The 26316-nt window shown below is 67.8% G+C and carries 22 protein-coding genes; 16 read left to right on the top strand and 6 right to left on the bottom strand.

Translation table 11 applies throughout. The features are described 5' to 3' along the window. The first annotated feature begins 19 nt into the window (after positions 1 to 19). Positions 20 to 1552, top strand: coding sequence for a CocE/NonD family hydrolase (locus ACFVWG_RS04245; RefSeq protein WP_391541679.1), 1533 nt, complete (start codon positions 20 to 22; stop codon positions 1550 to 1552). Here ACFVWG_RS04245 and ACFVWG_RS04240 read toward each other — a convergent pair. Beyond that, positions 1531 to 2028: a DUF402 domain-containing protein gene (locus ACFVWG_RS04240; RefSeq protein ID WP_391541678.1), complete on the bottom strand. Its 498-nt coding sequence runs from the start codon at positions 2026 to 2028 to the stop codon at positions 1531 to 1533. The genes ACFVWG_RS04245 and ACFVWG_RS04240 overlap by 22 nt on opposite strands. A 131-nt stretch (positions 2029 to 2159) precedes the next feature. On the opposite strand from ACFVWG_RS04240, the gene ACFVWG_RS04235 reads away from it, so the two are divergent. Beyond that, positions 2160 to 3953, top strand: a complete 1794-nt coding sequence (locus tag ACFVWG_RS04235) for a LamG domain-containing protein (protein ID WP_391541677.1) — start codon at positions 2160 to 2162, stop codon at positions 3951 to 3953. 299 nt (positions 3954 to 4252) lie between these two features. After that, the gene (locus ACFVWG_RS04230; protein ID WP_391541676.1) at positions 4253 to 4660 is read left to right on the top strand and encodes a hypothetical protein; all 408 of its coding nucleotides are present in this window, start codon (positions 4253 to 4255) and stop codon (positions 4658 to 4660) included. A 741-nt stretch (positions 4661 to 5401) separates the two neighbouring features. Here ACFVWG_RS04230 and ACFVWG_RS04225 read toward each other — a convergent pair. Next, entirely contained in the window at positions 5402 to 5902 is a 501-nt protein-coding gene (locus tag ACFVWG_RS04225) for a DUF402 domain-containing protein (RefSeq protein ID WP_391541675.1), read from the bottom strand. A gap of 147 nt (positions 5903 to 6049) precedes the next feature. On the opposite strand from ACFVWG_RS04225, the gene dxs reads away from it, so the two are divergent. From dxs to ACFVWG_RS04200, 5 genes are all read left to right on the top strand, one after another. Beyond that, positions 6050 to 7930, top strand: coding sequence for a 1-deoxy-D-xylulose-5-phosphate synthase (dxs, locus tag ACFVWG_RS04220; RefSeq protein ID WP_391541674.1), 1881 nt, complete (start codon positions 6050 to 6052; stop codon positions 7928 to 7930). Between the two features lie 13 nt (positions 7931 to 7943). Further along, complete coding sequence (locus tag ACFVWG_RS04215; RefSeq protein ID WP_391541673.1) at positions 7944 to 9281, top strand: hypothetical protein; 1338 nt, start codon at positions 7944 to 7946, stop codon at positions 9279 to 9281. 83 nt (positions 9282 to 9364) lie between these two features. Next, positions 9365 to 10720: a hypothetical protein gene (locus ACFVWG_RS04210; protein WP_391541672.1), complete on the top strand. Its 1356-nt coding sequence runs from the start codon at positions 9365 to 9367 to the stop codon at positions 10718 to 10720. Positions 10721 to 10806: 86 nt separating this feature from the next. Then, on the top strand, positions 10807 to 12288 hold the full coding sequence (locus ACFVWG_RS04205; RefSeq protein WP_391541671.1) for an APC family permease: 1482 nt from the start codon (positions 10807 to 10809) through the stop codon (positions 12286 to 12288). Between the two features lie 72 nt (positions 12289 to 12360). Further along, positions 12361 to 13641 (top strand): hypothetical protein, encoded by a 1281-nt coding sequence (locus ACFVWG_RS04200; RefSeq protein ID WP_391541670.1) that lies wholly within the window; start codon positions 12361 to 12363, stop codon positions 13639 to 13641. Here ACFVWG_RS04200 and ACFVWG_RS04195 read toward each other — a convergent pair. After that, positions 13631 to 15763 (bottom strand): 3-hydroxyacyl-CoA dehydrogenase NAD-binding domain-containing protein, encoded by a 2133-nt coding sequence (locus tag ACFVWG_RS04195; RefSeq protein WP_391541669.1) that lies wholly within the window; start codon positions 15761 to 15763, stop codon positions 13631 to 13633. The two genes, ACFVWG_RS04200 and ACFVWG_RS04195, sit on opposite strands and share 11 nt — an antisense overlap. Further along, complete coding sequence (locus ACFVWG_RS04190; RefSeq protein WP_391541668.1) at positions 15760 to 16959, bottom strand: thiolase family protein; 1200 nt, start codon at positions 16957 to 16959, stop codon at positions 15760 to 15762. Before ACFVWG_RS04190 ends, ACFVWG_RS04195 begins: the two co-directional genes overlap by 4 nt. 134 nt (positions 16960 to 17093) lie before the next feature. Here ACFVWG_RS04190 and ACFVWG_RS04185 point away from each other — a divergent pair, with 134 nt between their 5' ends. The 4 genes from ACFVWG_RS04185 (at position 17094) to ACFVWG_RS04170 (ending at position 19454) form a co-directional block, all read left to right on the top strand. Beyond that, a complete protein-coding gene (locus ACFVWG_RS04185; RefSeq protein WP_391541667.1) occupies positions 17094 to 17756 on the top strand; it encodes a hypothetical protein in 663 nt (220 codons plus the stop codon). Continuing rightward, positions 17753 to 18424, top strand: a complete 672-nt coding sequence (locus tag ACFVWG_RS04180) for a dienelactone hydrolase family protein (protein WP_391541666.1) — start codon at positions 17753 to 17755, stop codon at positions 18422 to 18424. Before ACFVWG_RS04185 ends, ACFVWG_RS04180 begins: the two co-directional genes overlap by 4 nt. Then, positions 18421 to 18909 carry a glutathione peroxidase gene (locus ACFVWG_RS04175; RefSeq protein ID WP_391541665.1) on the top strand — a complete coding sequence of 163 codons (489 nt, stop codon included), beginning with the start codon at positions 18421 to 18423 and terminating at the stop codon, positions 18907 to 18909. Before ACFVWG_RS04180 ends, ACFVWG_RS04175 begins: the two co-directional genes overlap by 4 nt. Before the next feature lie 62 nt (positions 18910 to 18971). Further along, positions 18972 to 19454, top strand: coding sequence for a VOC family protein (locus tag ACFVWG_RS04170; protein WP_391541664.1), 483 nt, complete (start codon positions 18972 to 18974; stop codon positions 19452 to 19454). A 1211-nt stretch (positions 19455 to 20665) separates the two neighbouring features. On the opposite strand, the gene ACFVWG_RS04165 is transcribed toward ACFVWG_RS04170, so the two are convergent. Together ACFVWG_RS04165 and ACFVWG_RS04160 are read right to left on the bottom strand one after the other, a co-directional pair. Further along, positions 20666 to 21928, bottom strand: coding sequence for an HRDC domain-containing protein (locus ACFVWG_RS04165; protein ID WP_391541663.1), 1263 nt, complete (start codon positions 21926 to 21928; stop codon positions 20666 to 20668). Continuing rightward, entirely contained in the window at positions 21925 to 22527 is a 603-nt protein-coding gene (locus tag ACFVWG_RS04160; protein ID WP_391541662.1) for a DUF3000 domain-containing protein, read from the bottom strand. The genes ACFVWG_RS04165 and ACFVWG_RS04160 overlap by 4 nt, the downstream gene beginning before the upstream one ends. 131 nt (positions 22528 to 22658) lie before the next feature. Between ACFVWG_RS04160 and hemE the strand changes: the two genes are divergently transcribed. The 4 genes from hemE to hemQ are packed head-to-tail and all read left to right on the top strand — an operon-like array spanning position 22659 to position 26311. Further along, complete coding sequence (hemE, locus tag ACFVWG_RS04155; RefSeq protein ID WP_391541661.1) at positions 22659 to 23705, top strand: uroporphyrinogen decarboxylase; 1047 nt, start codon at positions 22659 to 22661, stop codon at positions 23703 to 23705. Continuing rightward, a complete protein-coding gene (locus tag ACFVWG_RS04150; RefSeq protein WP_391541660.1) occupies positions 23692 to 24213 on the top strand; it encodes a GNAT family N-acetyltransferase in 522 nt (173 codons plus the stop codon). The genes hemE and ACFVWG_RS04150 overlap by 14 nt, the downstream gene beginning before the upstream one ends. Continuing rightward, complete coding sequence (gene hemG, locus ACFVWG_RS04145; RefSeq protein WP_391541659.1) at positions 24210 to 25619, top strand: protoporphyrinogen oxidase; 1410 nt, start codon at positions 24210 to 24212, stop codon at positions 25617 to 25619. The genes ACFVWG_RS04150 and hemG overlap by 4 nt, the downstream gene beginning before the upstream one ends. Then, positions 25616 to 26311 carry a hydrogen peroxide-dependent heme synthase gene (gene hemQ / locus ACFVWG_RS04140; protein ID WP_391541658.1) on the top strand — a complete coding sequence of 232 codons (696 nt, stop codon included), beginning with the start codon at positions 25616 to 25618 and terminating at the stop codon, positions 26309 to 26311. The genes hemG and hemQ overlap by 4 nt, the downstream gene beginning before the upstream one ends. Positions 26312 to 26316 lie beyond the last annotated feature (5 nt).

The raw sequence follows: 26316 nt of genomic DNA, 5'->3' as shown, positions 1-26316 counted from the left end.
CACTACGGGGAGTGATCACATGCGTCGTACTGTCTCCGTCGTCTCCGCCCTCCTGTTCTTCGGCGCCGTGCTCGTCCCGGCGCCCGCAGTCGCAGTCCCTGCCGCTCCCGCTGAAGACACCGTCACTACCGGCTGCGTGCAGTCGGTCCCCGAGCCAGGGACGTCCGTGCCGGTGAAGATCTGCTACACGCTCTTCAAGCCTGCCGTCGCGTCGTCGAGCCACACCGTGCCGCTGCTCTTCAGCAGCCATGGCTGGGGCGGTTCGCGGACCACGGACATCCGCCAGTTCCGGGCCCACCTCGATGCGGGCTTCGGCATCCTGAGCTTCGATCAGCGCAGCTTCGGCGAGAGCACCGGCGTCGCCCACGTGATGAACCCTGACTACGAGGGCCGCGACGTCGTCAAACTGATCGACTTCGTCGCCTCGCTCGATTGGGTGACCAAGCAACGACCCGGCGACCCGCTGATCGGCGCCATCGGCGGCTCGTACGGCGGCGGCTACCAACTCGCCGGCGCCTTCACCGAGATCCGCGACCACGGCCGCACCCGCTTCGACGCGCTCGCCCCCGAGATCACCTGGTGGGATCTCAAGCGCTCCCTCGCCCCTTCCGAGACCGCCCGCACCATCTGGCTCGGCATCCTCTACGCCAGCGGCGGCAAGAACCTCCCGCCCGCGATCGGCAAGTCCTGGGCCACCCTGATCGCCACCGGCGCCTGGCCCCCCGGCAAAGCCGGCCGCGAGCTCACCGCCTTCTTCGCCAAGAACGGCCCCGCCTGGCACGTCGCCCACGGGCGCAAGCTCGACATCCCCGTCCTGTTCGAACAGGGCATCACCGACAACCTCTTCAACTTCAACGAGGGCCTCTCGAACTTCGACCGCGCCCTCACCCCGCGCGCCCGTTCCCGCTCGATGCTCGTCGGCTACAACGGCGGCCACGCCCTCCCCGCCGTCATGCCCCCGGGCTACGGCACCTCCGGCGACCCCTGCTCGATCGCCCTGGGCTCGCCCAACTTCGCCGACCTGGCCCTGCGGTTTTTGAAGTTGAACCTGCTGGGCCAGAACACCGGCCTCACCGGCTTCGGCCTGTACCACCTGGCCACCGCCGATGGCCGTTGCCTGACGCAACGTTCGCTGGCCTCGAACACCGCGGTGAAGCTGGGCAAGATCGCCACCCCGACCGGCGCCGGCGTCCCCGTCAACGTCAAGATCGCCGCCGGCCCCCTCACCGTCGCCGGCACCCCCCATGTCACCGCGAACGTCTACACCATCGTCCCGCGTACCCCGGCATTCCTCGCTCTGAGCGTAGGCACCAGCCCCCTCACCGCCCGCGTCATCCAGAACAACACCCTGCCCCTACGCGAGAAACGAGCCGCCCACGGCGTCCGCCGTACCATCGAACTCCCGGCCGTAGCCGTCGACGTACCAGCCGGGCAGAACCTCTACCTGACGGTCTCGCCCATAGCCGACATGTACGCCGGCCAACGCGCCCCGCTTCCCGGCGCCCTTCTGCTGAAGAACACGACCGTCAGCTACCGCACCATATCCAGGTAGGTCTTGTAGACGGTGGTGAACGGCTCGTCGTTCACCACCGCCTGCACCAGCCAGTCACACGAAGCCTGCGCCTGCGTGATGATCTCAGGCGGGTAGTTGTACTTCACCTGGTGCTCCGCGAACTCGTCCTCGTCGTCCACGAGCACAGTGCCATCGCGCCGCTTGATCACGTCGAGATCCAGATCGATCATCGTCACGCGATCCTCGAAGAACTCCACCGGCGTCGTGATGTCGCAGTAGATCTCCGTCATCCGCGGCGCGTCATTGAAGATCGCCGTGAACCACTGGTCCCGCGGAAACAACTGCACATGCGCTTCCTTGGCCGTCAGCTTCAACCCCTCACCCCGCTGCGACACCGCCCCCACGCGTCCACCCAGCCAAACGCCGTACTCGTCCTCCCCAAGCCACTCCAGCCACTGATGCCAGTGCAGACTCTCGTCGAACTTCCGATAAACCACCCGCACGTCCCGTCCCATCCCCCAAAGCTATCGCGCGACCGGCTCCCATCGCCCAGGTTTCTGCAGCTTCGTGCAACTTCATGGACACGCTCCGTGCCCACACGGCAGGATGGCGCGTTGGTCTGAAAGCCGCCCTGGGGAGGGACCACATGAATCACGCACGCCCACTGTCCGGACGCCGCCTGACCGTGGCACTGCTGGCCGCACTAGCTTTAGTGGCCACAACAGTGCCCGTCGCATCCGCCGCCGACCCGCCTGTTCCGCCCGCACCGCCTTCGGTCACGGCGACTCATCACGGCGAGCCGCTTGATAACTGCTGGGACCTGCCGAGATGTTCTGAGCGCGTGGCCCTGGGCGACAAGGTGACCTTCACCTTTACGTCGACCTCGCCTGATGCCGTAAGTCTCCGCTACCGATGGATCGGCACGAATCCCGTGACCGTCGACGGGGCGGCCGCCACGCTGGAGCTGGAGCCGCCGAACGACGGGCGACTACTCCTGATGGTGCAGAGCGTCAATTCGTTCGGGCAGCCCAGCCAGGACACGAACTTCATGCTGTTCGTCGGCCCCGCGCCCGGCCCGGTCGGTTCGTGGGAGTTCAACGACGGCAGTGGTACGACGGCCGCGGACGGCCCAGGGCTGACGCACCCGCTCGCGCTTGCCGGGTCGACGTTCGAGGCCTCCGGCCGTCTGGACGGAGGCCTTGCCCTCGACGGAGCCGACGACTACGCGTCCGCGAGCGAGTCGGTCGTCGACACCTCGCAGAGCTTCTCGATCTCGGTGTGGGCGCGCCCCACGAACCCATCGAAGCTCGGCGTCATCGCCTCCGCGAATGGAGCCAACACCACTGCTACCGGCCTCGGCTACGACCCCTCGAGCAAACGCTGGGTCTTTGCGCGCACCTCGGCCGACGTCCGCAATCCCACGCTGTACAAGGCATCCTCGAAAGAGGCTCCCGTCAACGGCGCCTGGTCGCACCTGTTGGCGATGTACGACGTCCTTACGGGAGCGCTCAAGTTCTACGTCAACGGCCGTCTTCAGCAGGAGACGACGTCTCCTGCCACTGCCGTGTGGAAGGCAACCGGTGCGCTGACTGTCGGCCGTGGTCTGCTGACCGGTGCGGCCGGCGGCTACTTCGCCGGATCCATCGACAACCTGCAGATCTGGCAGCGAGTCCTACGTCCGGAAGAGGTCCTCGAGCTGCAGTTGCCAAAGGATTCGAACGGCATGGTGGTCACAGGTGACGTCGCACACTGGCCGCTCGACACCGCCGTGCGCGGCGCTGACCAGGTCTGGCGGTCCCCGGAGACCGTCCGCGGCGCCGACCTGACCGTCTCAGGCTTCCAGGGCGCCGACCAGTCCAAGGCCTTCGTCGACGACGCCGAGCGAGGCAAGGTCCTGCAGCTCAATGGATCGTCGCGTGCATCAGTGTCCCTTGGCCGTCCCCTGGTCGACGCTAGCGCGAGCTTCTCCCTCGCCGTCATGGTCAAGCTGACCGACCCGACCAAGCCCGGCGTAATCCTCCGCCAAGGCACCGCCACCACGGACACCTGGCGCCTCGCCTACGAGCCTGTCGGCGACTCCGGCCAGTTCACCTTCGCGCGCGCCAACGCCGGCTCGAACACCGAAACAGCTGCCACCCTCACGGTCACCGCCGACGAGGAGGACCTCGACGGCTGGCACCTCATCACCGCCAGCTACGTCCTCAACGATCGCGACCCGAGCCAGGACCAGATCTCGCTCACCCGAGACCTCCGAAGCCGCGACGGCTCACTGCGATCCTTCACCGCCCCCCGTCGCGACGGCACCACCACCGTCGGCAAACCAGGCCCCACCGGCGCCCCCTTCACCGGCCGCCTGGACAACATCCACCTCTACACCGGCAACCTGGCAACCACCGAAGTCTGCACCGACTACCCAGGCCAACGAGCCTGCGGCTCCTGACCACAATGCCAACACTAATCCGGATACGCGAACAAATGGGTCGGGCCACGTGGGAACAAAAGGGTGCAGGGCATTTTTGTTAAGTTGATAGATGTTGATCCATGCTGAAAGGGGTCGGTGGTTCAATGTCTACGGATGAGCGGCGCCTCGAGCAAACTATGGCGGAGTGCGGTCTGGGGTTCTTGGGATTCAGGCGCGGGACGGGTATCCCTCCGTACCTTGCGGGCATGGTTACATCATGTCGACCGGATGAGGGCCGCCGGGATCGTACGACCGCACTCGATGACCTGGCACGAGTTTTGAAGGCGAACGCGGACTGGTTCGAATTGGCGACGAGATTTGGATTGTTTTCAGCAGAAAGCCACTTCCTACTCGCCATTAGTGTCCCGCACCCGAAGGCCGTCGACGATACGGATGTCGAGGCCGCTTGGGGGCTTGTCGAATTGCTGGACGGCTGGGACATCATGGGCGCGGGCTGCGCGGCCGGTATTACGGGCGGCCCATTTGGTCATCCTGCGTTCGTGATGTCTGCGCTCGATGGGACGGTGTTTTTGCAGGGCACGGTATGGCAAGACAGTATCGGGACCTGCGTCCTTCCGAGCCCGAATCGTGTGCAGTCTCTCCGGGATGTCGCCCGTCTGAACATCGGCGATTCGTACCGAACGGCCGCTGAAAACGAAGACACAATCGCCTGGCTTGCCAGCTAGGCAAGAATTGCGTTGCTGGGAACCCAATGCCGATGCGACGGCGGGCAGTCCAGGGGGAGTGCAACTCCATCGGCGCAGTGACTCTGGGCAGGGCTGAGGGCAAGGGTCGGGGGCCGGGCTGAGGCGTTGCTGTGCCATGGCGTTGGCTGCTGAAGGGAGCATATCGATCGGAGCGATTTCGAATATGAGCGGCAAAGCTTCATGGGACCTTGCTTTCCGGGTTGGAGGGCCGGTCGATGACATTCTTTCCGGTCTTCGTGAAAGATTCCCCGAACTCCATGTCGAGCGCCTTGAGGTAAGGCGTCCGGCGGACGATGACAATGTATGGTTCTTGACGCTTCCATCGAATTCTGACCGTTTGCAGCTGGATTCTAATGTGGACGGTGCGCCACCGTTCACGCTAGAATCCGATTCGGAGAGTCAAGTTGACACTGATGATGTGTCCGTCGCGATCGAGGTCTTTACGTCTTGGTGGCGAAAATGAGGTGACACCTCGTGGTCGCCCGTGCGCATGCGAGGCCGCTGTTCGACTGGCCGGACGACGAGGCACGCCGGCGTAGTCGTGACCACTGGTCGGTGCGGGCGTCGAAGGGCGTTGCAGGAAGGTGCAAGTTTGCTGTTAGGGGTGGAACAAGTACGGGGAGTGGTTGAGGATGGGTGGGGTCGCGTTCCTAGAGGGCGCGGGTTGATCGGCCCTTGTCGGCTCAGGGGGGCTCCTAGCCGGCGGGGGCCGGTTGCTGTCTAGAGGGCTTTGACGGCGGCCAGGTAGGGCTGGTAGGCGGTGGTGAAGGGTTCGGCGACGGTGATGTTGGCGGCCAGCCATGTGCAGGTGGCTTGGGCGGTGGCGACCACCTGGGGCGGATAGCCGAATTTCACCCGGTGGGCCTCGAACTCGTCTTCGTCCATGACTCGTACGGCGCCCGTGCGCAGCAGGCGGATGTCGAGGTCGAGGTCGACGAGGGTGACGGTGTCTACGCCGAACTCGGCGGGCATGGTGACGTCGCAGTAGATGCGGGTGGCGTGCGGGTCGTCGTTGAAGAGGGCGGACCACCATTGGCCGCGGGGGAAGAGGCGGACGCGGTGGTGGTCGACGGTGATCCAGGTGCCGTCGGCGCGGCGGGCGCGCTGGCCGGGGAGGGAACCTACCCAGAGGCCGTGTTCGTCCTCGCCGAGATGGACGGCCTCCATCAGGCGATGGGGGGTGCCGTCGTACTTGGTGAACAGTGTGGTCACCTGCTGCATGCGGTCACTGTAGGGGAGACCCCGAACTAATCACTGTCAGTGAGCGTCTCAGGAACTGAGATTCACAGCACGTCGTGACCGGGTTCGGAAACGCGCGGGCACATGCATAGACTCAAGCGTTCTCTCAAGTCCGGTGGAAGGGGCTCGATGCGCGTGCTGGAGACGGTCGGCGGGCCGGCTGATCTGAAGAAGCTGACGCCGAAGGAGCTCACCGATCTCGCGGCGGAGATCCGGGACGTGCTGGTGGAGACCGTGTCGCGGACCGGTGGTCACCTCGGGCCGAACCTGGGCATGGTGGAGATCACACTGGCCATGCACCGGGTGTTCGATTCGCCGACGGACCGGTTGATCTACGACACCGGGCACCAGACGTATGTGCACAAGCTGCTGACCGGCCGGGCGCCGAAGTTCGACAGCCTGCGGCAGGAGGGCGGCCTGAGCGGCTACCCGAGCCAGGCGGAGTCCGACCACGACATCGTCGAGAACAGCCACGCGAGCACGAGTCTTTCGTATGCCGATGGCCTGGCCAAGGCGTACCGGATCCGCAAGGAGGACCGCCATGTCGTCGCGCTGATCGGCGATGGTGGCCTGACCGGCGGGATGGCCTGGGAGGCGCTGAACAACATCGCCGCCGCCAAGGACCTCAAGCTCGTGATCATCGTCAACGACAACGGCCGGTCGTACAGCCCGACCGTCGGTGGGCTGGCGACGCACCTGACCGCGCTGCGCACGAACCCGCGGTACGAGAAGATCCTCGACCTGATCAAGAAGAACCTCGGCCGGACGCCGTACGTCGGCCCCCCGATGTACGAGGTGCTCCACGGGGTGAAGAAGGGGCTCAAGGACATGCTTGCCCCGCAGGGCATGTTCGAGGACCTCGGCCTCAAGTACGTCGGTCCTGTCGACGGCCATGACCGCGAGGCGATGGAAGACGCGCTGCGCAACGCGAAGGCGTTCGGCGGTCCGGTGATCGTGCACGCGGTGACCCAGAAGGGCTTCGGGTACGCCGCTGCCGAGCAGGACGAGGAGGACAACTTCCACCAGATGCGCCCGGCCAACAAGCCGCGTGGGTGGACGGACGTGTTCGCCGAGGAGCTCGTCCGGATCGGTCACCGCCGGCCGGACGTGGTGGCGATCACCGCCGCGATGATGAACCCGACCGGGCTGAACCAGTTCCAGCAGGCCTTCCCCGACCGCACGTTCGACGTCGGGATCGCCGAGCAGCACGCGGTCACCAGCGCCGCGGGCCTCGCGATGGGCGGCATGCACCCGGTCGTCGGCCTGTACGCGACGTTCCTCAACCGCGCGTTCGACCAGCTGCTGCTCGATGTCGCCCTGCACAAGTGCGGCGTGACGTTCGTGCTCGACCGCGCCGGGGTAACCGGTGACGACGGCGCGAGCCACAACGGCATGTGGGACATGTCGATCGTCCAGGTCGTGCCTGGCCTCAGGCTGGCCGCGCCGCGGGACAGCACACGGCTGGTGGAGCTGCTCAACGAGGCGGTCGACGTCAGCGACGCCCCGACCGTCGTGAGATATGCCAAGGGCGAGGTGTTCCCGGACATCGACCCGATCGACAAGATCGGTGGCCTCGACGTCCTGCACCGCTCGGGCACCGACGTACTGGTGGTCGGTATCGGCTCGATGGCGGCCACCGCGATGGAAGTCGCCGACCGGCTGCAGGCGCAGGGGATCGGCGTCACCGTGGTCGACCCGCGCTGGGTGAAGCCGGTCGATCCGAAGCTGATCGAGCTGGCGCCCAAGTTCAAGCTCGTCGTCACGATCGAGGACAACGGCCGCGCCGGCGGCTGCGGCGTGATGATCGCCCAGGCCCTGCGCGACCACAACGTCGGTACGCCGGTGCGTGACTTCGGCATCCCACAGCAGTTCTTGGATCATGCGAAGCGTGCGGCGGTGTTGCAGCAGATCGGCCTCACGGGCCAGCAGATCGCGCGGGACGTCATCGAAGCCATCGCCCAGACCCAGGGCGACAAGATCGATGAGCCGGCCCGGCCTGGCGGAGCCTGAGCAGGCGGCCTGAGTGGGCCGCCATGCGGCGCCGGCGCGGCGACGGGCAGCAGGACGGGCCCGTACGCCGCTTTGGCCGTTCTTGCTGTCGTTCGTGCTGATCGCCGCGGCGGTCGCGGGCGGTCTGGCGCTGCATCAATCCAGCACCGAGGCTGATCAGCCGTCGGCGGCCGGTCCGAAGGCCCCGGCGATCGACCTGGCGGCCAGGTCCGCGGCCGTCGACAAGGTCCTCAAGCGCCGCTCCACGGCCGTCCTCCAGGACGACGAAGCGGCCTTCCTGGCCGATGTTGATCCCGCCAACCAGAGCCTGGTCGCGCGCCAGCGCATCCTCTTCACCAACCTGAAGCAGTTCGGCTTCGCCAAGCTCGCCTACCAACAGCTCTCCCAGCAGTACGACGACGCCGTGACCAGCAAGTACGGCCCCTCGACGTACCTGGTCGCCGTCGCGATGACCTACCAGATCCGCGGCATCGACTCCGTCCCCGTCCGCTCGATGCTCGGCTACACGTTCAGTGAACGCGCGGCTGGCAAATGGACGCTCGTCTCCGACCAGGACCTCGACAAACGCCTTCCGCGCGGTTCACACGAGGAGGCCTGGGACACAGGCGACGTACTGGTGAAACGCGCCGCACGGGTGCTTGTCGTCGTCGAGAAGGGGCAGCAGCAGCTGGCGACCAAACTGATCGGGATCGCGACCAGCGCGGTGAAGGCGGTCAGCAAGAACTGGCCGGGCGGCTGGACCGGCTCCGGCGTGGTGATCGCCCTCGACGACAAGATCGTCCGCGGCGCGGATTACACCGTCCCGAAGAATGCCGAGGACGCGCTGGCGATGGCCACCTGGGTCTACCGCACGCTCCCCGGCGAGGTCAGTGGGGCGGGCGAGCGCGCCGACTCGTACGTCGTCGTCAACCCGCACAACCGCACCAGGATCGACGCCCGCACCCTCGCGCACGAGTTCACCCACGTCGCCACTGCCCCGTACGGCGCCTATGCGCCGCGCTGGCTGGTCGAGGGAGCGGCGACGTACGTCGAGTTCCTGCCGATGGACGGCGCCCAGGATCTGGCCCTGCCGAAGTACCGGCAGGAGGTCCGGACGAAGTACCTGGCGAAGGCCAAGAGCCTGCCCGCCGACGCGGTCTTCTTCCAGCACCCCGACAGTTCGTACCCGCTGTCGTGGCTCGCCGTCGACTACCTGTTCGAGCGCTTCGGTGGCACAGAAGTCGCCACCCTGTATCAGGAACTGGCCGCCCTGGGCGCGAATCAGGCGGAGCGGGACCGGATCATGACCGAGCATGTCGGCCTCACCGAGGCTGCTCTGTTCCGGGCATTGAAGACCGCCGCCGCATCGTGACCGGCGTGTTGGTGGCGGAACGCGGCGAACCGAGTAGGGTGGCCGAGCTGTAGACAGACGGGCCCTCGGAGGAACGACCCGACGTGAGTGCGACCATCCCTAGCGCCCCACCGCCAGGCGCTCCGGCTGGCCCCCGCCGATGGCTGGGGTTGCTGCTGGCGGTAGCGCTCGTGTCCGGCGGTGTGGTCTACGCCGTCGGCGAGCGGTCCGAGGACGCCCGGGCGCGGCTTGCCGCGACCCCCGCACCACCCAGTACGCCGAGAGCACCGTCGAAGGCGTCGATCGCGGCGACCGCCCGCCGGGTGGCCATCGACACGATCCTGATCCGCCGCGCCCAGGCCGTCGAGAAGGGCGACCTGGCGCTGTTCCTCAAGGATCTCGACCCGTCGAACACCAAGCTGATCGCCCAGCAGAAGATCCTCTTCGCGAACCTGGTCGAGATCGGCTTCACCGAGCTCGGCTACAGCCAGGCCGAGGAGCGTTTCGACCCGGCGGTCGTCAAGGCTCGCGGGCGGGCGACGTACCTGGTCCGGATCCTGATGCGCTACCAGATCCCGAAGGTCGACGTCGCCCCGGTGACGACCGAGCTCGGGTACACGTTCATCAGCCGGGCCGGCCGCTGGGTGCTGACCGATGACGACGACCTGGACAAGGACCTCGGCCCCGGCGCGCACCGCGAGGCGTGGGACCTGGGCCGGATCGAGGTGCTGCGCGGACCGCGCGTCCTGGTCGTGGTCGAGAAGGGTGACGTGGCCCGCGGCCGGAAGATCCTGACCGAGGCCGCCGAGGGGCTGACCGAGGTACGTGACTACTGGCCGCGCCGCTGGCGTGGGTCGGCGCTCATCATCGCGCTCGACGACACCGACGTACGGGATGCCCGGTTCGCCGACGAGGACATCGAGTCAGCGGCGAGCGCGGGGTCGACCTTCTCGTCGCTGCCCGGTCAGGACACCGCCGACGGCACCGTGGCCGGCGCCTACATCGTGATCAACCCGAACCAGCGCGACCAGGTCGACGAGATCCTGCTCTCCCACGAGCTCACGCACGTCGCGACCGCCGACCTCGGTGGGTACGAACCGCTCTGGCTGGCCGAGGGCGCGGCGGAGTATGTCTCCTGGAGCGGCATCGAGGCGATCAGCGGGTCCGGCGAGGTCTCGAAGTGGGAGCAGGAGGTCATCGACCAGGCGATGCCCACGCTGCGCGCGCTGCCGACCGACGCCGGCTTCTACGAGAGCAACGCCGACGTGTACGGCGTGAGCTGGCTGGCCGTCCGCTACCTGGTGCAGCGGATCGGTCTGGACGCGGTCGAGGAGCTCTACGAGGACATGGCTGCCCACGGCATCAATCAGGTGTCGCGGGACCGGATCCTGCTCAGCCGCAGTGGGCTCACCGAGGTCACGTTATGGACATCTTTACGGACATACCGGCCACAACGCTGAGTGCCGGATTGACCTCGCGGCGTCAGAGGGGCAGGCTCGGGGGGTTCCGTCCAAGTCCCTGAGTGGACGCAGTCGAGGAGGCGCAGATGAGTCTTGTCCGGAAGAAAACGATCGAACAGTCGATCGCGGACACCGACGAGCCGGAGTACCAGCTCAAGAAACGCCTCACCGCCCTGGACCTGACGGTCTTCGGGATCGGCGTGATCATCGGTGCCGGTATCTTCACGCTGACGGGCCGGGCCGCCAAGGCCTACGCGGGCCCGGGTATCGCCCTGTCGTTCGTGCTGGCCGCATTCTGCTGCGCGCTGGCCGCCCTGTGCTACGCCGAGTTCTCCTCCACCGTCCCGGTGTCAGGATCGGCGTACACGTTCTCGTACTTCTCCCTCGGGGAGATCTTTGCCTGGATCATCGGTTGGGACCTGCTGCTCGAGCTGATGCTCGGAGCAAGCGTCGTGGCCCAGGGCTGGTCGACGTACGCCGCACTGTTCCTGGAACAGATCGGATTGGGCTGGCCCGCTTCGATCGGCCCGGACAGTCATGTGAACGTGCTGGCGATGCTGCTGGTGCTGGTCCTGGCGACGCTCGCGACGATCGGTATCAAGGAGTCGCTGCGGGTCAACCTGTTCCTGGTCGCGATCAAGCTCTTCGTGGTGCTGTTCGTGATCATCGCGGGCCTGTTCTACATCAAGAGCTCGAACCTGACCCCGTTCATCCCGCCGAGCGTGCCGACGCCCGACGCCCACGTCACGATCACGACGCCGCTGTTCCAGGCGCTGTTCGGGTTCACGCCGTCGACGTTCGGTGTGATGGGTCTGGTCTCCGGCGCGTCGCTGGTGTTCTTCGCGTTCATCGGGTTCGACGTGGTCGCGACCACCGCCGAAGAGGCGAAGAACCCGCAGCGCGACCTGCCGCGCGGCATCATCGGTTCGCTGGCGATCTGCACGGTCCTGTACGTCGCGGTCTGCATCGTGATCACCGGCATGGTCAAGTACACCGACATCAGCGGTGAGGCCGCGCTGGCCGAGGCGTTCCGCTCGGTCGGTCGCGGCGGGTTCGCGACGCTGATCTCGGCAGGTGCGGTGGCCGGCCTGACCACGGTCGTGCTGACCCTGATGATCGGTGCGGCGCGGGTCGTGTTCGCGATGAGCCGTGACCACCTGATGCCCCGTCAACTCGGCAAGACGCACCCCAAGTGGGGCACGCCGTACCGGCTGACGATCGGTATCGGCATCGTGGTCGCGATCGTGGCCGGGGTGACGCCGATCGGCAAGCTGGAGGAGATGGTGAACATCGGCACGCTGGCCGCGTTCACCCTGGTGTCGATCGCGGTGCCGATCCTTCGCAAGAGCCGCCCGGACATCAAGCGGTCCTTCACGGTGCCGTGGAACCCGGTGATCCCGATCGTCGCGGCAGTGATCTGCGTCTACCTGATGCTGAACCTGTCGCTGGAGACCTGGCTGCGGTTCGCCATCTGGATGGTGCTCGGCTTCATCATCTACGCGGTCTACGGCTATCGCCGCAGTCGCGTGGGTATCGAGCAGAAGACCGGAGAGCACATCAAGGCGTGATCATCTCCGCTCCGGTGGCCGGCTGAGTCTGAGGGTAGGATCAGCCGACCATCGGAGGGGGAGCACGGAGCAATGAAGCACCCGAGGCGCCTGGTCGCCGCGGTGACGACGCTGGCGATCGCCGGCGCAGTGGCAGTGGTCGGGGTTCGGCTGCAGCAAGGCGCGGCTGCGCCGGGCAACAGCGCGGCAGCCGTCAAAGCAGCGCCGCCCACGCCGACCGCGGACGTTGCCGCGCGCAAGCAGGCGATCAACAAGCTGCTGAGCGCGCGCGCGACCGCCGTACGCAGAGGTGATCTGAAGGCGTTCCTTGCTGCGGTGAACACCAAGGACGCCAAGCTGGCGGCCCGGCAGCGGACGTTGTTCGCCAACCTGCGCCAGTTCGGGTTCACCAGGCTCGAGTACTTCCTGGCCGACGAGCACCAGGTTCCGCGGCTGACCGAGAAGTACGGCCCGACCGCCTTCTCGTCGCGGGTGATGATGCGGTACCAGTTGGCCGGCCTCGATGCGAAGCCGGTGCAGACCGACGTCGCCTACACCTTTGTACGACGGGGGAGCGGGTGGCTGCTGGTCGAGGACAACGCGATCGACGAGGTGCTCAGCTACGCCGGCCACCGCCAGCCGTGGGACTACCAGCCCATCACTGTCGTCCGCCGTGGCAAGGTCGCGGTGGTCGTCGCCCAGCGCGAGGCCGCCCTCGGCGCCAAGATCGCCGCGATCGCACAGCAGGCCGTCAGCGGAGTGCAGCGGCATTGGCCGCAGCCGTGGAACGGCTCGGTGATGGTCGTGGCGATGCCCGAGCCGCAGGTGCTGTCGATCTTCTGGACCGTTGGAGCCGGGGGCTGGACGATCGCGGCCAAGGACCTCCCCATCTACGACGGGGAACCACACGGCGGGGGCGCGCCTGCCGGCTCCCGGATCGTGGTCAACCCGGAGCTGCGTACAAAGCTCGACAAGGACCTGCTGGCGCATGAGATGACGCACGCCGCCGCTGTCCTGCTCGGAGAGCAGGCACCGATGTGGATGGTCGAGGGATACGCGGAGTACGTCCGCTGTGCCGTGATCGAGGACGACCCGCACTGGACGGTCGACCCGTACCGCAAGACGGTCCGCAAGAGCCTGCCGTCGATGAAGGCGCTGCCGGGTCCGGCGGAGTTCGGTGCGAACGGCGACCGCTCGTACGGTCAGGCCTGGTGGACGATCGAGTATCTGATCGATCGGTTCGGTGAGAAGAAGGTCGCTGCTCTGTACGCCGATCTGGCCGGTCACGCGAGCGGGGCCGACGCCATCCTGAAGAAACACACCAAGATGACGCCGGCCCAGTTGCTGGCAGCGGTCAAGAAGTTCAGAGGCTAGCGAGACCCTTTTCCAAGCTAGCTAGTCCCGCCGGGAGGAAGGTGCTGCCGTTGACCTTCTCGGAGATACCGGAGCGGTCCAGGTACGGCGTGATCCCGCCGAGGTGGAACGGCCAGCCGGCACCGAGCAGCAGGCACAGGTCGATGTCCTGCGCCTCGGCCACGACACCCTCGTCGAGCATGATCTTGATCTCCTCGGCGAGGGCGGTCAGCACCCGCGTGCGGAGCTCGTCGGCGGTCGACGGCTTGTCGCCAACCGTGACGAGAGCCTCGATCTCCGGGTCGACGACCGGCTTGCCCTCGGGCCAGATGTAGAACGAAGGCTTGCCGGCGGCAACGACCTTGGCCAGGTTCTCCGACACCGCGAAGCGGTCCGGGTACGCCCGGTTCATGGTCTCCGCGACGTGCAGCGCGACCGGCAGGCCGACCAGCTGGAGCAGCACGAACGGCGGCATCGGCAGGCCGAGCGCCGACAACGCCTTGTCCGCCTCAGGAATCGGCGTACCTTCGTCGACCGCCGCGCTGACCTCACCGAGGAAGCGCGTCAGCAGCCGGTTCACTACGAACGCCGGAGCGTCCTTGACCAGCACGCACGACTTCTTCAGTGTCTTGCCGACCGCGAACGCGGTGGCCAGCGTCGCGTCGTCGGTCTGCGCCGCCCGGATGATCTCCAGCAGCGGCAGCACGGCGACCGGGTTGAAGAAGTGGAACCCGACCACGCGCTCCGGGTGCTCCAGGTCAGCGGCCATGTCGGTGATCGACAGCGACGAGGTGTTGGTCGCGAGGATCGCGTCCGGGCGGACGATCTTCTCCAGGTCGGCGAAGATCGTCTTCTTCAGCTGCAGCTCCTCGAAGACCGCCTCGATCACGAAGTCGGCGTCCGCGAAGACCGCACGATCCACCGAACCGGTGACGAGCGCCTTCAGCTGGTTGGCCTTGTCCGGACGGATCCGGCCCTTGCCGAGCAGCTTGTCGATCTCACCGTGCACGTAGCCGACACCACGGTCGACACGCTCCTGGTCGAGGTCGGTCAGCACGACCGGCACCTCGAGCCGCCGCGCGAACAGCAGCGCCAGCTGACCGGCCATCAGGCCCGCGCCGACGACGCCGACCTTGGCCACCGGGCGCGCCAGCGACTTGTCCGGCGCACCGGCCGGGCGCTTGGCCCGCTTGTTCACCAGGTCGAAGGCGTAGAGGCCGCTGCGCAGCTCCTCGCTCATGATCAGGTCGGCGAGCGCGTCGTCCTCGGCCGCGAAACCGCGGTCGCGATCGTTGTCCTTGGCCGCGGCGATCAGATCGAGAGCCCGGTACGGCGCGGGCGCCGCGCCGCTGACCTTGACGTCGGCAAATCCCTTGCCTCGGGCAACGGCTGCGTCCCACGCGTCGCCGCGGTCGATCTCGGCGCGCTCGACAGTGATCTCACCGGTCAGCACCTTCGAGGCCCAGATGAACGACTGCTCGAGGAAGTCGGCCGAGTCCAGCAGGACGTCGCCGATCCCGAGCTTGACCGCCTCCGGACCGCTGAGCATCTTGTTCTGGTTCAGCGCGTTCTCGACCACGACCTTCACGGCCTTGTCAGCGCCGATCAAGTTCGGAAGCAGGAAGTTACCGCCCCAGCCCGGGATCAGGCCGAGGAAGACCTCGGGCGTCGCCAGTACGCCGGCCGCGACCGAGACGGTCCGGTACGACGCGTGCAGCGCGACCTCGAGGCCGCCGCCGAGCGCGACACCGTTGACGAACGCGAACGACGGCTTGCCACCGTCGACCAGCTTGCGCATCACGCCGTGCCCGATCTTGCCGAGCGCCAGCGCCTGCTCGCGATCGGTCAACTTCGGTACGCCGGTCAGGTCGGCGCCGGCCGCGAGGATGAACGGCTTGCCGGTGACGCCGATCGCGACAACCTCGTCGCGGGCCAGCGCCGCGTCGATCGCCGTGTTCAGGGACCCCAGGCCCTTCGGCCCGAAGGTGTTCGGCTTGGTGTGGTCGTGCCCGTTGTCGAGGGTGATCAGCGCGAGCGTCCCGGCCTTGTTAGGCAGTACGACGTCCCGCGAGTGTGCCAGCGTGACGACCTCGTCGGTCGAGAGCTCAGACGCGCTGTCGATCAGTTCCTGCAAGTCGCTCATGCGGCTGCGCCTTCCCAGTTCGGGTTCTCCCAGATGACCGTTCCACCCATGCCGAGGCCGACGCACATCGTCGTCAGGCCGTAGCGCACCTCGGGCTTGAGCTCGAACTGCTTGGCCAGCTGGGTCATCAGCCGGATGCCGGACGAGGCCAGCGGGTGACCGTAGGCGATCGCACCGCCGTACGGGTTGACTCGCGGGTCGTCGTCGGCGATGCCGTAGTGCTCGAGGAACGCCAGCACCTGCACGGCGAACGCCTCGTTGACCTCGAAGGCCTGGATGTCGTCGATGGTCAGCCCGGCCAGCTTCAGCGCCTTCTCGGTCGCCGGCACCGGACCGAAGCCCATCACCTCGGGCTCGACGCCGACGAAGCCGTAGGAGACGAGCTTCATCTTCGGCTTCAGGCCCAGCTCTTCAGCGGCCTCGGCCGAGGTGATCAGCGCGGCGGTCGCGCCGTCGTTGATACCGGCCGAGTTGCCCGCGGTGACCCGGCCGTGCGGCCGGAACGGGGTCTTCAGCTTGGCCAGGTCCTCCAGTGTGGTGCCCGGGCGCATCGGCTCGTCGGTGCTCGCCAGCCCCCAACCCAGCTCGGCCGAGCGGGTCGCGATCGGAACCAGGTCCGGCTGGATCAGGTCGTTCGCGTATGCCTTGGCAGCACGCTCCTGCGACAGTACGGCGAACGCGTCGGTCCGCGCCTTGGTGATCGACGGGTACCGGTCGTGCAGGTTCTCCGCGGTCGACCCCATCACCAGCGCGCTGGTGTCGACGAGCTTCTCGGAGATGATCCGCGGGTTCGGGTCGACGCCCTCACCCATCGGGTGCCGTCCCATGTGCTCAACGCCGCCGGCCACGACGACGTCGTACGCGCCGAAGGCGATCCCGGACGCGAGCGTGGTGACAGCGGTCATCGCGCCGGCGCACATCCGGTCGATCGCGTAGCCGGGTGTGGTGTTCGGCAGACCGGCCAGCAGCGCCGCGGTCCGGCCGATGGTCAGGCCCTGGTCACCGATCTGGGTGGTGGCCGCGATCGCGACCTCCTCGACCTTCTCCGGCGGCAGGCCCGGGTTGCGGCGCAGCAGTTCGCGGATGCACTTGATCACCAGATCATCGGCGCGGGTTTCGGCGTACTGGCCCTTGGCCTTGCCGAACGGGGTGCGAACGCCGTCGACGAACACGACATCGCGGATCTCACGGGGCACGGGAGCGCTCCTCTTGGTAGGGAAAGCTACCTCGATACTACTCGTCGGTAACAGAAGCGCCCAACCGCCACGCGTTGTGCGGCTGCTCACACAGGCGCATGCTGAGACGACAGGTACTGATCGGGAGCTGTTCTATGAACAACCTTGAGCTGTCAGTCCCGGTTCTCAGCCGGGGGAAGCACCGCAATCCGCGCAAAGGCGCGTGCTTCATGGAGTTCGCCTCGTATCTGGCGGGGGAGCCGTGGTCCGACCATCCAAGCTGCACGCACGCGCTGCTGGCCGGGGTGGCTCGCGACGTCAATGACTGTACGTCGGACGCCGGGCGCACCCGGCTGGCGCCGTTGATCCCGTCGGTGATCGGGCTGACGCCGCACGACCCACACGTCGTACCGCGAGTGACGGCGCGGTGCATTCAGCATGCGCTGCCGGTGGTGTCGCAGGAGCGGCAGTACATCCTGGCCGTCGCGCTGATCGTGGGGGAGCGGCAGTTGGCGCTGCTCGACGGGCGGCCGATGGACGATCTGGAGCCGGCATCGCGCGAGGCGCTGGAGGCGGTCCCGGCCGCGACCAAGTGGGCGCGGACCTTCACGTCGCGAGCCCATCGCGGTACGCCGGACTTCGCGCGCCGGACTGCCCCCCGAGCCGTGTCGTGTGCGGTCGAGGGGATCTCGCAGGCCTGCGTGCCGAACCCGGATGAGCGGCTCTTCAACCTGCTGACCGCGGCCATCGAGGAGACCAAGAGCTGGGTACCCGTGAAGCAGCCCGTTCGGCACGAGGTCGTACGCTTCACTGTGTGACTTTGGAGATCGATACCGGTTCAGGGTTGATGCCAGTCCACGAGTGGGGTGACGCCGACTCGTCCACACCCGGAATCCTGTTGCTGCAGGAGATCTTCGGGGTCTCGCCGTACATCGAGCAGCGCGCTGCAGAGCTGTCCGCGCTCGGGTACTACGTGATCGCTCCGGAGATCTACTGGCGCCTCGATGAGGTGGACCTGAGTGACGAGGACGCGCCCGATCTACTCGAGCGCGCGATCGGGACGATGCAGCGGCTGGACTGGGACCAGGCGGTCGTGGATTCGGTCGCCGCACTCGAGTACCTGCGCGGCCGCGATCGCCGTACCGGCATTGTCGGCTTCTGCTTCGGCGGTGGCCTGGCGTTCAACGTCGCCGCGGTGTCGTCGCCGGATGCGCTCGTCAGCTACTACGGCTCGGCCCTGCCGAACCTCCTGCACCTCGCGCCCGACGTGACCGCGCCGAGCCTGCACCACTTCGGTGACGCCGACGACTACATCCCGGTGGATGTGGTGGTGCCTGCGCTGGTCGGCGCGGAAGTTCACCGTTACCCGAAGGCCGGCCACGCCTTCGACAACCCAATGCCTGCCTTCCACGACACCGACGCCTCGGCGCTGGCGTGGGAGCGCACTGTCGAATTCCTTTTTCGCACCCTGCAAGGAGCTTCATGAGTCTGTATGACATCCCGCTGACCACGCTGTCCGGTGCGCCGACCTCGCTCGGTGACTACAAGGGCAAGGCCGTCCTCGTGGTGAACGTGGCCTCCAAATGCGGCCTGACCCCGCAGTACGAAGGTCTCGAGAACCTGCAGAAGACCTACGCGTCCCGCGGCTTCACCGTGCTCGGCGCCCCCTGCAACCAGTTCGGCGGCCAGGAGCCCGGTACCGCCGAGGAGATCGACACCTTCTGCTCCACCACGTACGGCGTCACCTTCCCGATGCTCGACAAGCTCGAGGTCAACGGCGACGACCGGCACCCCCTGTACGCCGAACTCACCCAGACCGCGGACGCCGCCGGTGAGGCCGGTGACATCCAGTGGAACTTCGAGAAGTTCCTGATCAGCCCCGAGGGCACGGTCGCCGCGCGTTTCCGCCCGCAGACGACGCCGGAGTCTCCCGAGGTCGTTTCCGCGATCGAAGCGCAGCTGTCGAAGTAGAGGTCACAACCCGTCCTGTTCTGCTCCTAGCGTGGTGATCACCAACCACGAAGGAGCAGAACATGACCGTGACGCCCATCCCCGACGGCTACCACTCGGTGACCCCGTGGATCATCGGCCGTGACACCGCCGGCCTGATGGACTTCCTCGCCGCCGCCTTCGACGCCGTCGATCTCGGAGGCCGCGTCGTTGACGACCAGGGCCGGATCGGCCACGCCGAGATGCGCATCGGCGACTCCGTCGTGATGATGTTCGACAAGCCCAACTGGACGCCGACGCCCGCGTTCCTCCGCCTCTACGTCCCGGACGTCGAGCAGACCCTGAAGAACGCCGTCGCCGCCGGCGGCACGGTCATCACTGAACCCACCCACATGTTCTGGGGTGATGTCGTGGCGCGCGTCAGCGACCCTTTCGGCAACCTCTACTGGCTGCACACCCGCATCGAGATCGTCGACCCCGACGAGATGACCCGCCGCCTGACCGACCCCAAGTTCGTAGCCGCCATGACCTACGTCCAAAGCGCCATCTTCGACCCGGCCGCCTGAGCCTCCTCAGTTCGGGGGACGCTCGGACGCGGCCGGCGTCGTACGGCGGTGGTTGGTGCCCGCTCGGTTGGGGCCCACCCGGTTGGGGTTCGCTCGGTTGGGCGCACGCTCGGATGCGGCCGGCGTCGTACGGGGGTGGTTGGAGTCCGCTCGGTTGGGGCCCACCCGGTTGGGGTTCGCTCGGTTGGGTGCACGCTCGGATGCGGCCGGCGTCGTACGGCGGTGGTTGGAGTCCGCTCGGTTGGGGCCCACCCGGTTGGGGTTCGCTCGGTTGGGCGCACGCTCGGATGCGGCCGGTGTCGTACGGGGGTGGTTGCTCGCCGCTGCGGCCGGTTTACAGAGACGGGTGGCTGGCGCGGTCTACGGCTGAGGGGGATGGTGCGCTCGGCGGACAGGTGTACGTCGCCTGAGCTTCCGGGCTTCGGCTGAGGCCAGTGCTGCGGAGGCCCGTCGGCTGATCCTTGGCGCTGGTTGCGCATCGGATCAGGTCAGTTGGGGTGCTGCCTGCGGCCGGTCCTGCGGTTCGGCGGTCCTGCGGTCCTGCGGTTCGGCCCACGGCCCACGGCCGCCCGACCAGGCCGCCCTCTGCCCTTGGCAATTTGAGGGGATCTCCGTTCAAGTTGTCCCTTCTCCCCCCGAAATTTCAGGTGAGAACCGGCAAGTTCAGGGGAGATCCCTTCATGTTGTCGGGGAGCAACCACGGCGCGGAAGCTCAAGCAACCCGAGCTGTGGTCGCTGGCCTCGCCATCCCCCTCAGCCGAAGGCCGCGCCCACCATTCGTCTCAGCAAACTGGACCGCCGCGACCAGGCCGCCCTCTGCCCTCGGCCATTTGAGGGGATCTCCCCTCAAGCTGCCGGTTCTCCGTTCAAATTTCGAGGGGAGAACCGGCAAGTTCAGGGGAGATCCCCTCATTTTGTCGGGCAGCAACCACAGCCCGGAAGCCCAAGCAACCCGAGCCTCGGTCGCCGACCGCACCATCCCCCTCAACCCAAGACCACCCCGGCCACCCGTCTCTGCAAACCGGCCGCCGCGGCGAGCAGCCACCGCATACGCAGGCGGCCGCAGGCTAACGTCCGAAAACCGCAGGGCTCGTCTCCGGGTGTTCGGACGTTGTGGGGGGAAGCGGCGTTCGGTGCAGCAGGCGACGCGCTGTTCGCCGTACGGCGAAACTCCGGGGCGAGGGGCATTCGCCGGCTTGAGGGAGCGCTGGCTAGTCGAGGTTTGTGGCTGGTTCGGTGGCTATGGCGTCGGTGAGGACGGGGGCGGTGAGGGCGATCTGCCAGTCGCGGGCGTGGTGGTCGCGGAGGAAGGCGGAGACCGCGGTGAGGTCCGCGCCGGCTGGTGGGGTCCAGGCGAGGCGGCGGATGGTGTCGGGGGAGAGGAGGTTCTCCGTCGGCAGCCGATGGGCCTCGGCGATCTCGGAGACGGCGGCACGGGCGGCGGAGAGGCGGGCTGCGGCGTCGGGGTCGCGGTCGGCCCAGGCGCGGGCTGGAGGCGGGCCGTCGTACCGGGGGCCTTGTTTGGGGAGTTCGGTGTCGGGGAGGCGGCGGGCGTGGTCGATCGCCTCCCACCAGGTACGCATGTGGCGGTGGGCGCCGCGGCCCTTGAAGGCGGTGAGCTTCTGCAGGGTGTCGCGGTCGGTGGGCATCGCAGCCGCGGCCTCGACGATGGCGGCGTCGGGCAGGATGCGGCCGGGGGAGATGTCGGCGGACTCGGCGATCTGGTCGCGTGCTTCCCACAATGCCCGTACGACGGCGAGGCTGCGGCGGTTGCGGACCCGGTGCATGCCCGAGGTCCGGCGCCACGGATCCGGCTTCGGTTCGCGTGGTGGTGCGGAGAGGATCGCGGCGAACTCCTGCTCGGCCCACTCCCACTTGCCTTCGCGGCGCAGCTCGGCCTCGATGGCGTCGCGGAGCTCGATCAGCATCTCGACGTCCAGGGCGGCGTACACGAGCCAGGGCGCGGGAAGCGGACGTGTGGACCAGTCGGCGGCCGAGTGTTCCTTGCGCATCCGGTAGCCGAGGACCTCGCTGACGAGTGAGGCCAGGCCGACCTTCGGGTAGCCGAGGAGGCGGCCGGCGAGCTCTGTGTCGAAGACCTTGCGCGGGACCATGCCGACCTCGGCGAGACAGGCCAGGTCCTGGTTCGCGGCGTGAATGATCCACTCCGCGTCGACGATCGCGTCACCCAGAGCAGAGAGGTCACCGAACGGGATCGGGTCGACCAGCGCGGAGCCGGAGCCCTCGCGACGCAGCTGGACCAGGTAGGCCCGGTGCGAGTAGCGGTAGCCGGACGCGCGCTCGGCGTCGACGGCGACCGAGCCGGTGCCGGACCGGAAGGCTTCGATCACCTCGGCGAGCGCAGGGTCGGTGTCGATGACCTCGGAGAGGCCGTCGCGCAGTTCGAGGAGGGGCAGTTCCGGCGCCGGATCTTCCTGAGCGGCCGGTTGCTGCTGGGGATCGGCCTGGCTCATCGGCCCCGCTGACCGCGCCGGGTCGGCATCGCGACCACTCCCGGCGGAACCGGCGGCAGTCCGGCCGCCGTACAGAGCGTTTCACCCCACGCCTCGGCGTGCTTGGTCACGTCCACCAGTCCACCAGGTCCGGGCACCGGGCTCCAGGACGCACGGATCTCGATCTCCGCCGTCGCCTCGTCGTCGGCCATGCCGCCGAAACTCTCCGATACCACGCGGGTGACGGTACCGCTCGGGGCCAGATACTCCGCACCCCGGTCGGCCAGTGCCTCCATCAGCCAGGTCCAGCCCACGCCACCGAGCAGCGCGTCCGTCACCATCTCCGGCTCGACGGCAGCGCGCACATACGCGACACAGCGGAAGGTCGACTGCCAGGCGTCGTTCCCGGCCGGGTCGTAGAGGACGACGAGCCGACCGGTGGCGACATCGTCGCCGTCGATCGTCACATCGGCGCTGACCGCGGCCGCGTGCGGAGCGATCCGTTGCGGTGCGGGCATCTCCTCGACGAATACTTCGGGCCGGAACCGGGCACCGCGTAACTGCGCCACGGCCTCGGTGAACTCCGCGGGTGGCGCGTCGACCTGCTTGCGGGCACCCATGCTTCGCAGCCTACGACTGATTACGCACCGACGCCTGTTTAGACGCGCCGGTAACCAAACGCAGTCGCGGACAAAACCGGAACCCCTCGGGCCCGGAAAACCCGTTCGGCACAGCGTGGGATCATCGTGACGTGCCTTCGACGCTTGCCCGTTCCCCCTTCCTGCTCGCCGCGCGCGGTGAGCCCGGCCCGCACACCCCGGTGTGGTTCATGCGGCAGGCCGGCCGCGCGCTGCCCGAGTACCGCGCGATCCGGGCGGGGACCACGATGCTCGAGTCGTGCCTGCGGCCCGACCTCGTCGTCGAGATAACGCTGCAGCCGGTACGCCGTTACGGTGTCGACGCGGCGATCTTCTACTCCGACATCGTGACGCCGCTGAAGGCGACCGGCTTCGGGGTCGAGATCAAGCCCGGCGTCGGCCCGGTGGTGGCGGACCCGATTCGCGACCTGGCCGGCCTGGCGGCGGTTCGCCCGGCGACTCCGGCCGAGCTGTTCTACCTCACCGAGTCGGTCCAGGAGCTGGTGCGGCAGCTCGGTGACACCCCGCTGATCGGATTCGCGGGCGCGCCGTTCACAGTGGCGTCGTACCTGGTCGAGGGTGGGCCGAGCAAGGACCACGCGAAGACGAAGGCGCTCATGCACAGCGATCCGAAGCTGTGGCATGCGCTGGCCGATCGGCTCGCCGATGTCGCGATCGCCTGTCTGATCGCGCAGGTCGAGGCGGGCGCGTCGGCGATCCAGCTGTTCGACTCGTGGGCGGGTAGCTTGTCGCCGCGGGATTACGAGCAGTTCGTGCAGCCGCACTCGGCGAAGGTCTTCGAGGCGCTCTCGTCGTACGACGTACCGAAGATCCACTTCGGGGTGAACACCGGTGAGCTGCTCGGCCTGATGAGCGAGGCCGGTGCCGACGTGGTCGGGGCCGACTGGCGGGTGCCGTTGGACGAGGCGGCTCGCCGGATCGGCGGCGCGAAGCCGGTGCAGGGCAACCTCGACCCGGCGCTGCTGCACGCGGGCTGGGAGGTGCTGGAGCGCGAGATCGATCGCATCCTCGCGGAGGGTCGCGCGGCTCCGGGCCACATCTTCAACCTCGGTCACGGTGTCCCGCCGGATGCCGACCCGGAGGTCCTCGGCCGCATCGTCAAGTACGTCCAGTCGAAGTCAGCTCGTGCTGCTCTCTGAGCACGGCGTCACTCTCGAACGACTGACGGCCGCCCATTCGGACGCTCTACTCGCCTTCGAGTTGGAGAACCGGTTGTACTTCGCGGCCTCCATCTCCGACCGGGGCGACGAGTTCTTCACGAAGTTCGCGGACGTACTGCAGGCGCGGCTCGCTGAGCAGGCCGCCGGCGAAGGCCGGTTCCACGTGCTGGTGGACGGCGACGGTGCGGTGGTCGGTCGAGTGAACCTGGTCGACATCGACGACGGGTCTGCCGAGCTGGGCTACCGGATCGCCGAGCGTGCCGCCGGGCGTGGGCTGGCGACAGCCGCCGTTCGGGCGATCACGCGGCTGGCGGCGACGGAGTACGGCCTGAGGCAGCTGACCGCTGGCACCTCACGGGTCAACGTCGCTTCGCAAACGGTGCTGACCCGAGCGGGCTTTCACCTCGCCACTGAACCCCCGGAGGGCGGGCGTACGGTCGGAGCGAGGCCGCAGGTGGCGTTTGTGTTGAGGTTGGAGGATTCGTGAGCCGGGTTGTTGTGGTGGGTGGCGGGATCAGTGGGCTGGCCGCTGCGCATGCGTTGGCGAGTGGGCCCAATCCGCCGCGGATCACGGTTCTCGAGGGCTCGCCGCGGCTCGGTGGGAAGCTGGCCGGGGCTGAGATCGAAGGCGTGCCGGTCGACCTGGGCGCTGAGTCCGTGCTGGTACGGCGGCCTGAGGCGCTCGACCTGATGAAGGCGCTCGGGCTCGGTGACGAGGTGGTGCATCCGGCAACGACCTCGGCCGGGCTGTGGGTCGGGGACCGCATCCGCGCGATCCCGCCAACCGTGATGGGTGTGCCGGTCGACCCGGCCGCGACTGCCGACGTACTGGGTGAGGCTGCCGCTGAGCGGGTTGCGCACGAGGCCGAGCTGGCGCCGCCCGCGTTGACCGAGGATGTGGCGATCGGGCGGTTCGTTGCCGAGCGCATGGGCTCCGCGGTGACCGACAAGCTGATCGATCCGCTGCTCGGCGGGGTGTACGCGGGCAAGGCGGACGAGATCTCGCTCGCGGCCGCCGTACCGGATCTGTATGCGAAGTTGCAGACGGCACCGAGCGTGCTCGCCGCCACGGCTGAGCTGCGGGAGCTCGGACAGAAGCGCGCCGGCCAGCCCGTGTTCGCCGGCCTCGTCGGCGGCATCAACCGATTGATCACTGCGCTGGAGCAGGACCTGACCGCCCGCGGCGTGGTCATCCAACGACAACTCACGGTACGGCGGATCACCCGCACCCCGGATGGTTATGAGCTGGAAGCAGGCCCCGTACCCGCGCCGACGTACCTGACCGCGGACGCCGTGATCGTGGCGACTCCTGCGGCCCCAGCGAGCCGGATGCTCGCCGGATTGGTGCCCGAGGCATCGACCGAGCTGGCGAGCATCGACTACGCGAGTATGGCGATCGTCACGCTCGCGGTTCGCAAGGAGGACTGGCCAACCACAGCAACCGGTTCCGGCTTCCTCGTTCCGTCGGTGGAGCAGCGCACGATCAAGGCGGCGACGTACTCGCACGCCAAGTGGCAGTGGTCGAGCGACGCCGGGGGAGACCTCGCCGTACTGCGAACCTCCGTCGGCCGGCTTGGTGAGGAGTACGTGCTGCAACGCTCCGACGACGAGCTCGTCCGCCTCGCGACCAGCGACCTGAACAAGGCAATCGGCCTGCAAGGACCCGTCATCGGCTCCCTCGTCACCCGCTGGGGCGGGGGTCTTCCGCAGTACGCCGTCGGTCACCTCGACCGGGTCGCGAGGATCGAGGCGGCGGTGGCCGGTCACCCCGGCCTGGCGGTCGCCGGAGCGGCGTACCGGGGTGTCGGGATCGCCGCCTGCGTGGCCTCGGGTGTGAAAGCGGCCACCCGGGTGCGTGGTTTCACCGATTCATTGGAGACAATGGCTCCGTGACGGAGAAGCCGAAGGCGCGCGAGCTGAACAATGTGATCCGCTACACCATGTGGTCGGTCTTCAAGGTGGAGACCCGGCTCGGTGACGTGGACCGCGACGAGCTCACCGCCGAGCTGAACGAACTGGTCGGCAAGCTGGCGGCCGACGACGTGGTCATCCGCGGGTTCTACGACGTCGAGGGGCTCCGCGCCGACGCCGACTTCCTGGTCTGGTGGCACGCCCCGACCTCGGACGCGCTGCAGAAGGCGTACCACGCGCTGCGCCGCTCGGGGCTCGGCCGGCACCTCGCGCCGGTCTGGTCGCAGCTCGCGCTGCACCGGCCGGCCGAGTTCAACAAGAGCCACATCCCGGCGTTCCTGGCCGACGAGGAGCCGCGCGCGTACGTCTGCGTGTACCCGTTCGTCCGCTCCTACGAGTGGTACCTGCTCCCCGACGAGGAGCGCCGCTTCATGCTCGCCGAGCACGGCAAGATGGCGCGCGGCTACCCGGACGTCCGGGCGAACACGGTCGCCTCGTTCGCCCTCGGCGACTACGAGTGGATGCTGGCCTTCGAGGCCGACGAACTGCACCGGATGGTCGACCTGATGCGTGACCTGCGCGCCTCCACGGCCCGCCGGCACGTGCGCGAAGAGGTGCCGTTCTACACCGGCAAGCGGACCGAGCTGGGCGAGCTGATCGCCAACCTGGCGTGATACAC

The sequence above is a fragment of the Kribbella sp. NPDC058245 genome (genome assembly GCF_042882005.1).
GTDB lineage: Bacteria > Actinomycetota > Actinomycetes > Propionibacteriales > Kribbellaceae > Kribbella.
This window is presented reverse-complemented; position numbering and strand designations above follow the sequence as displayed.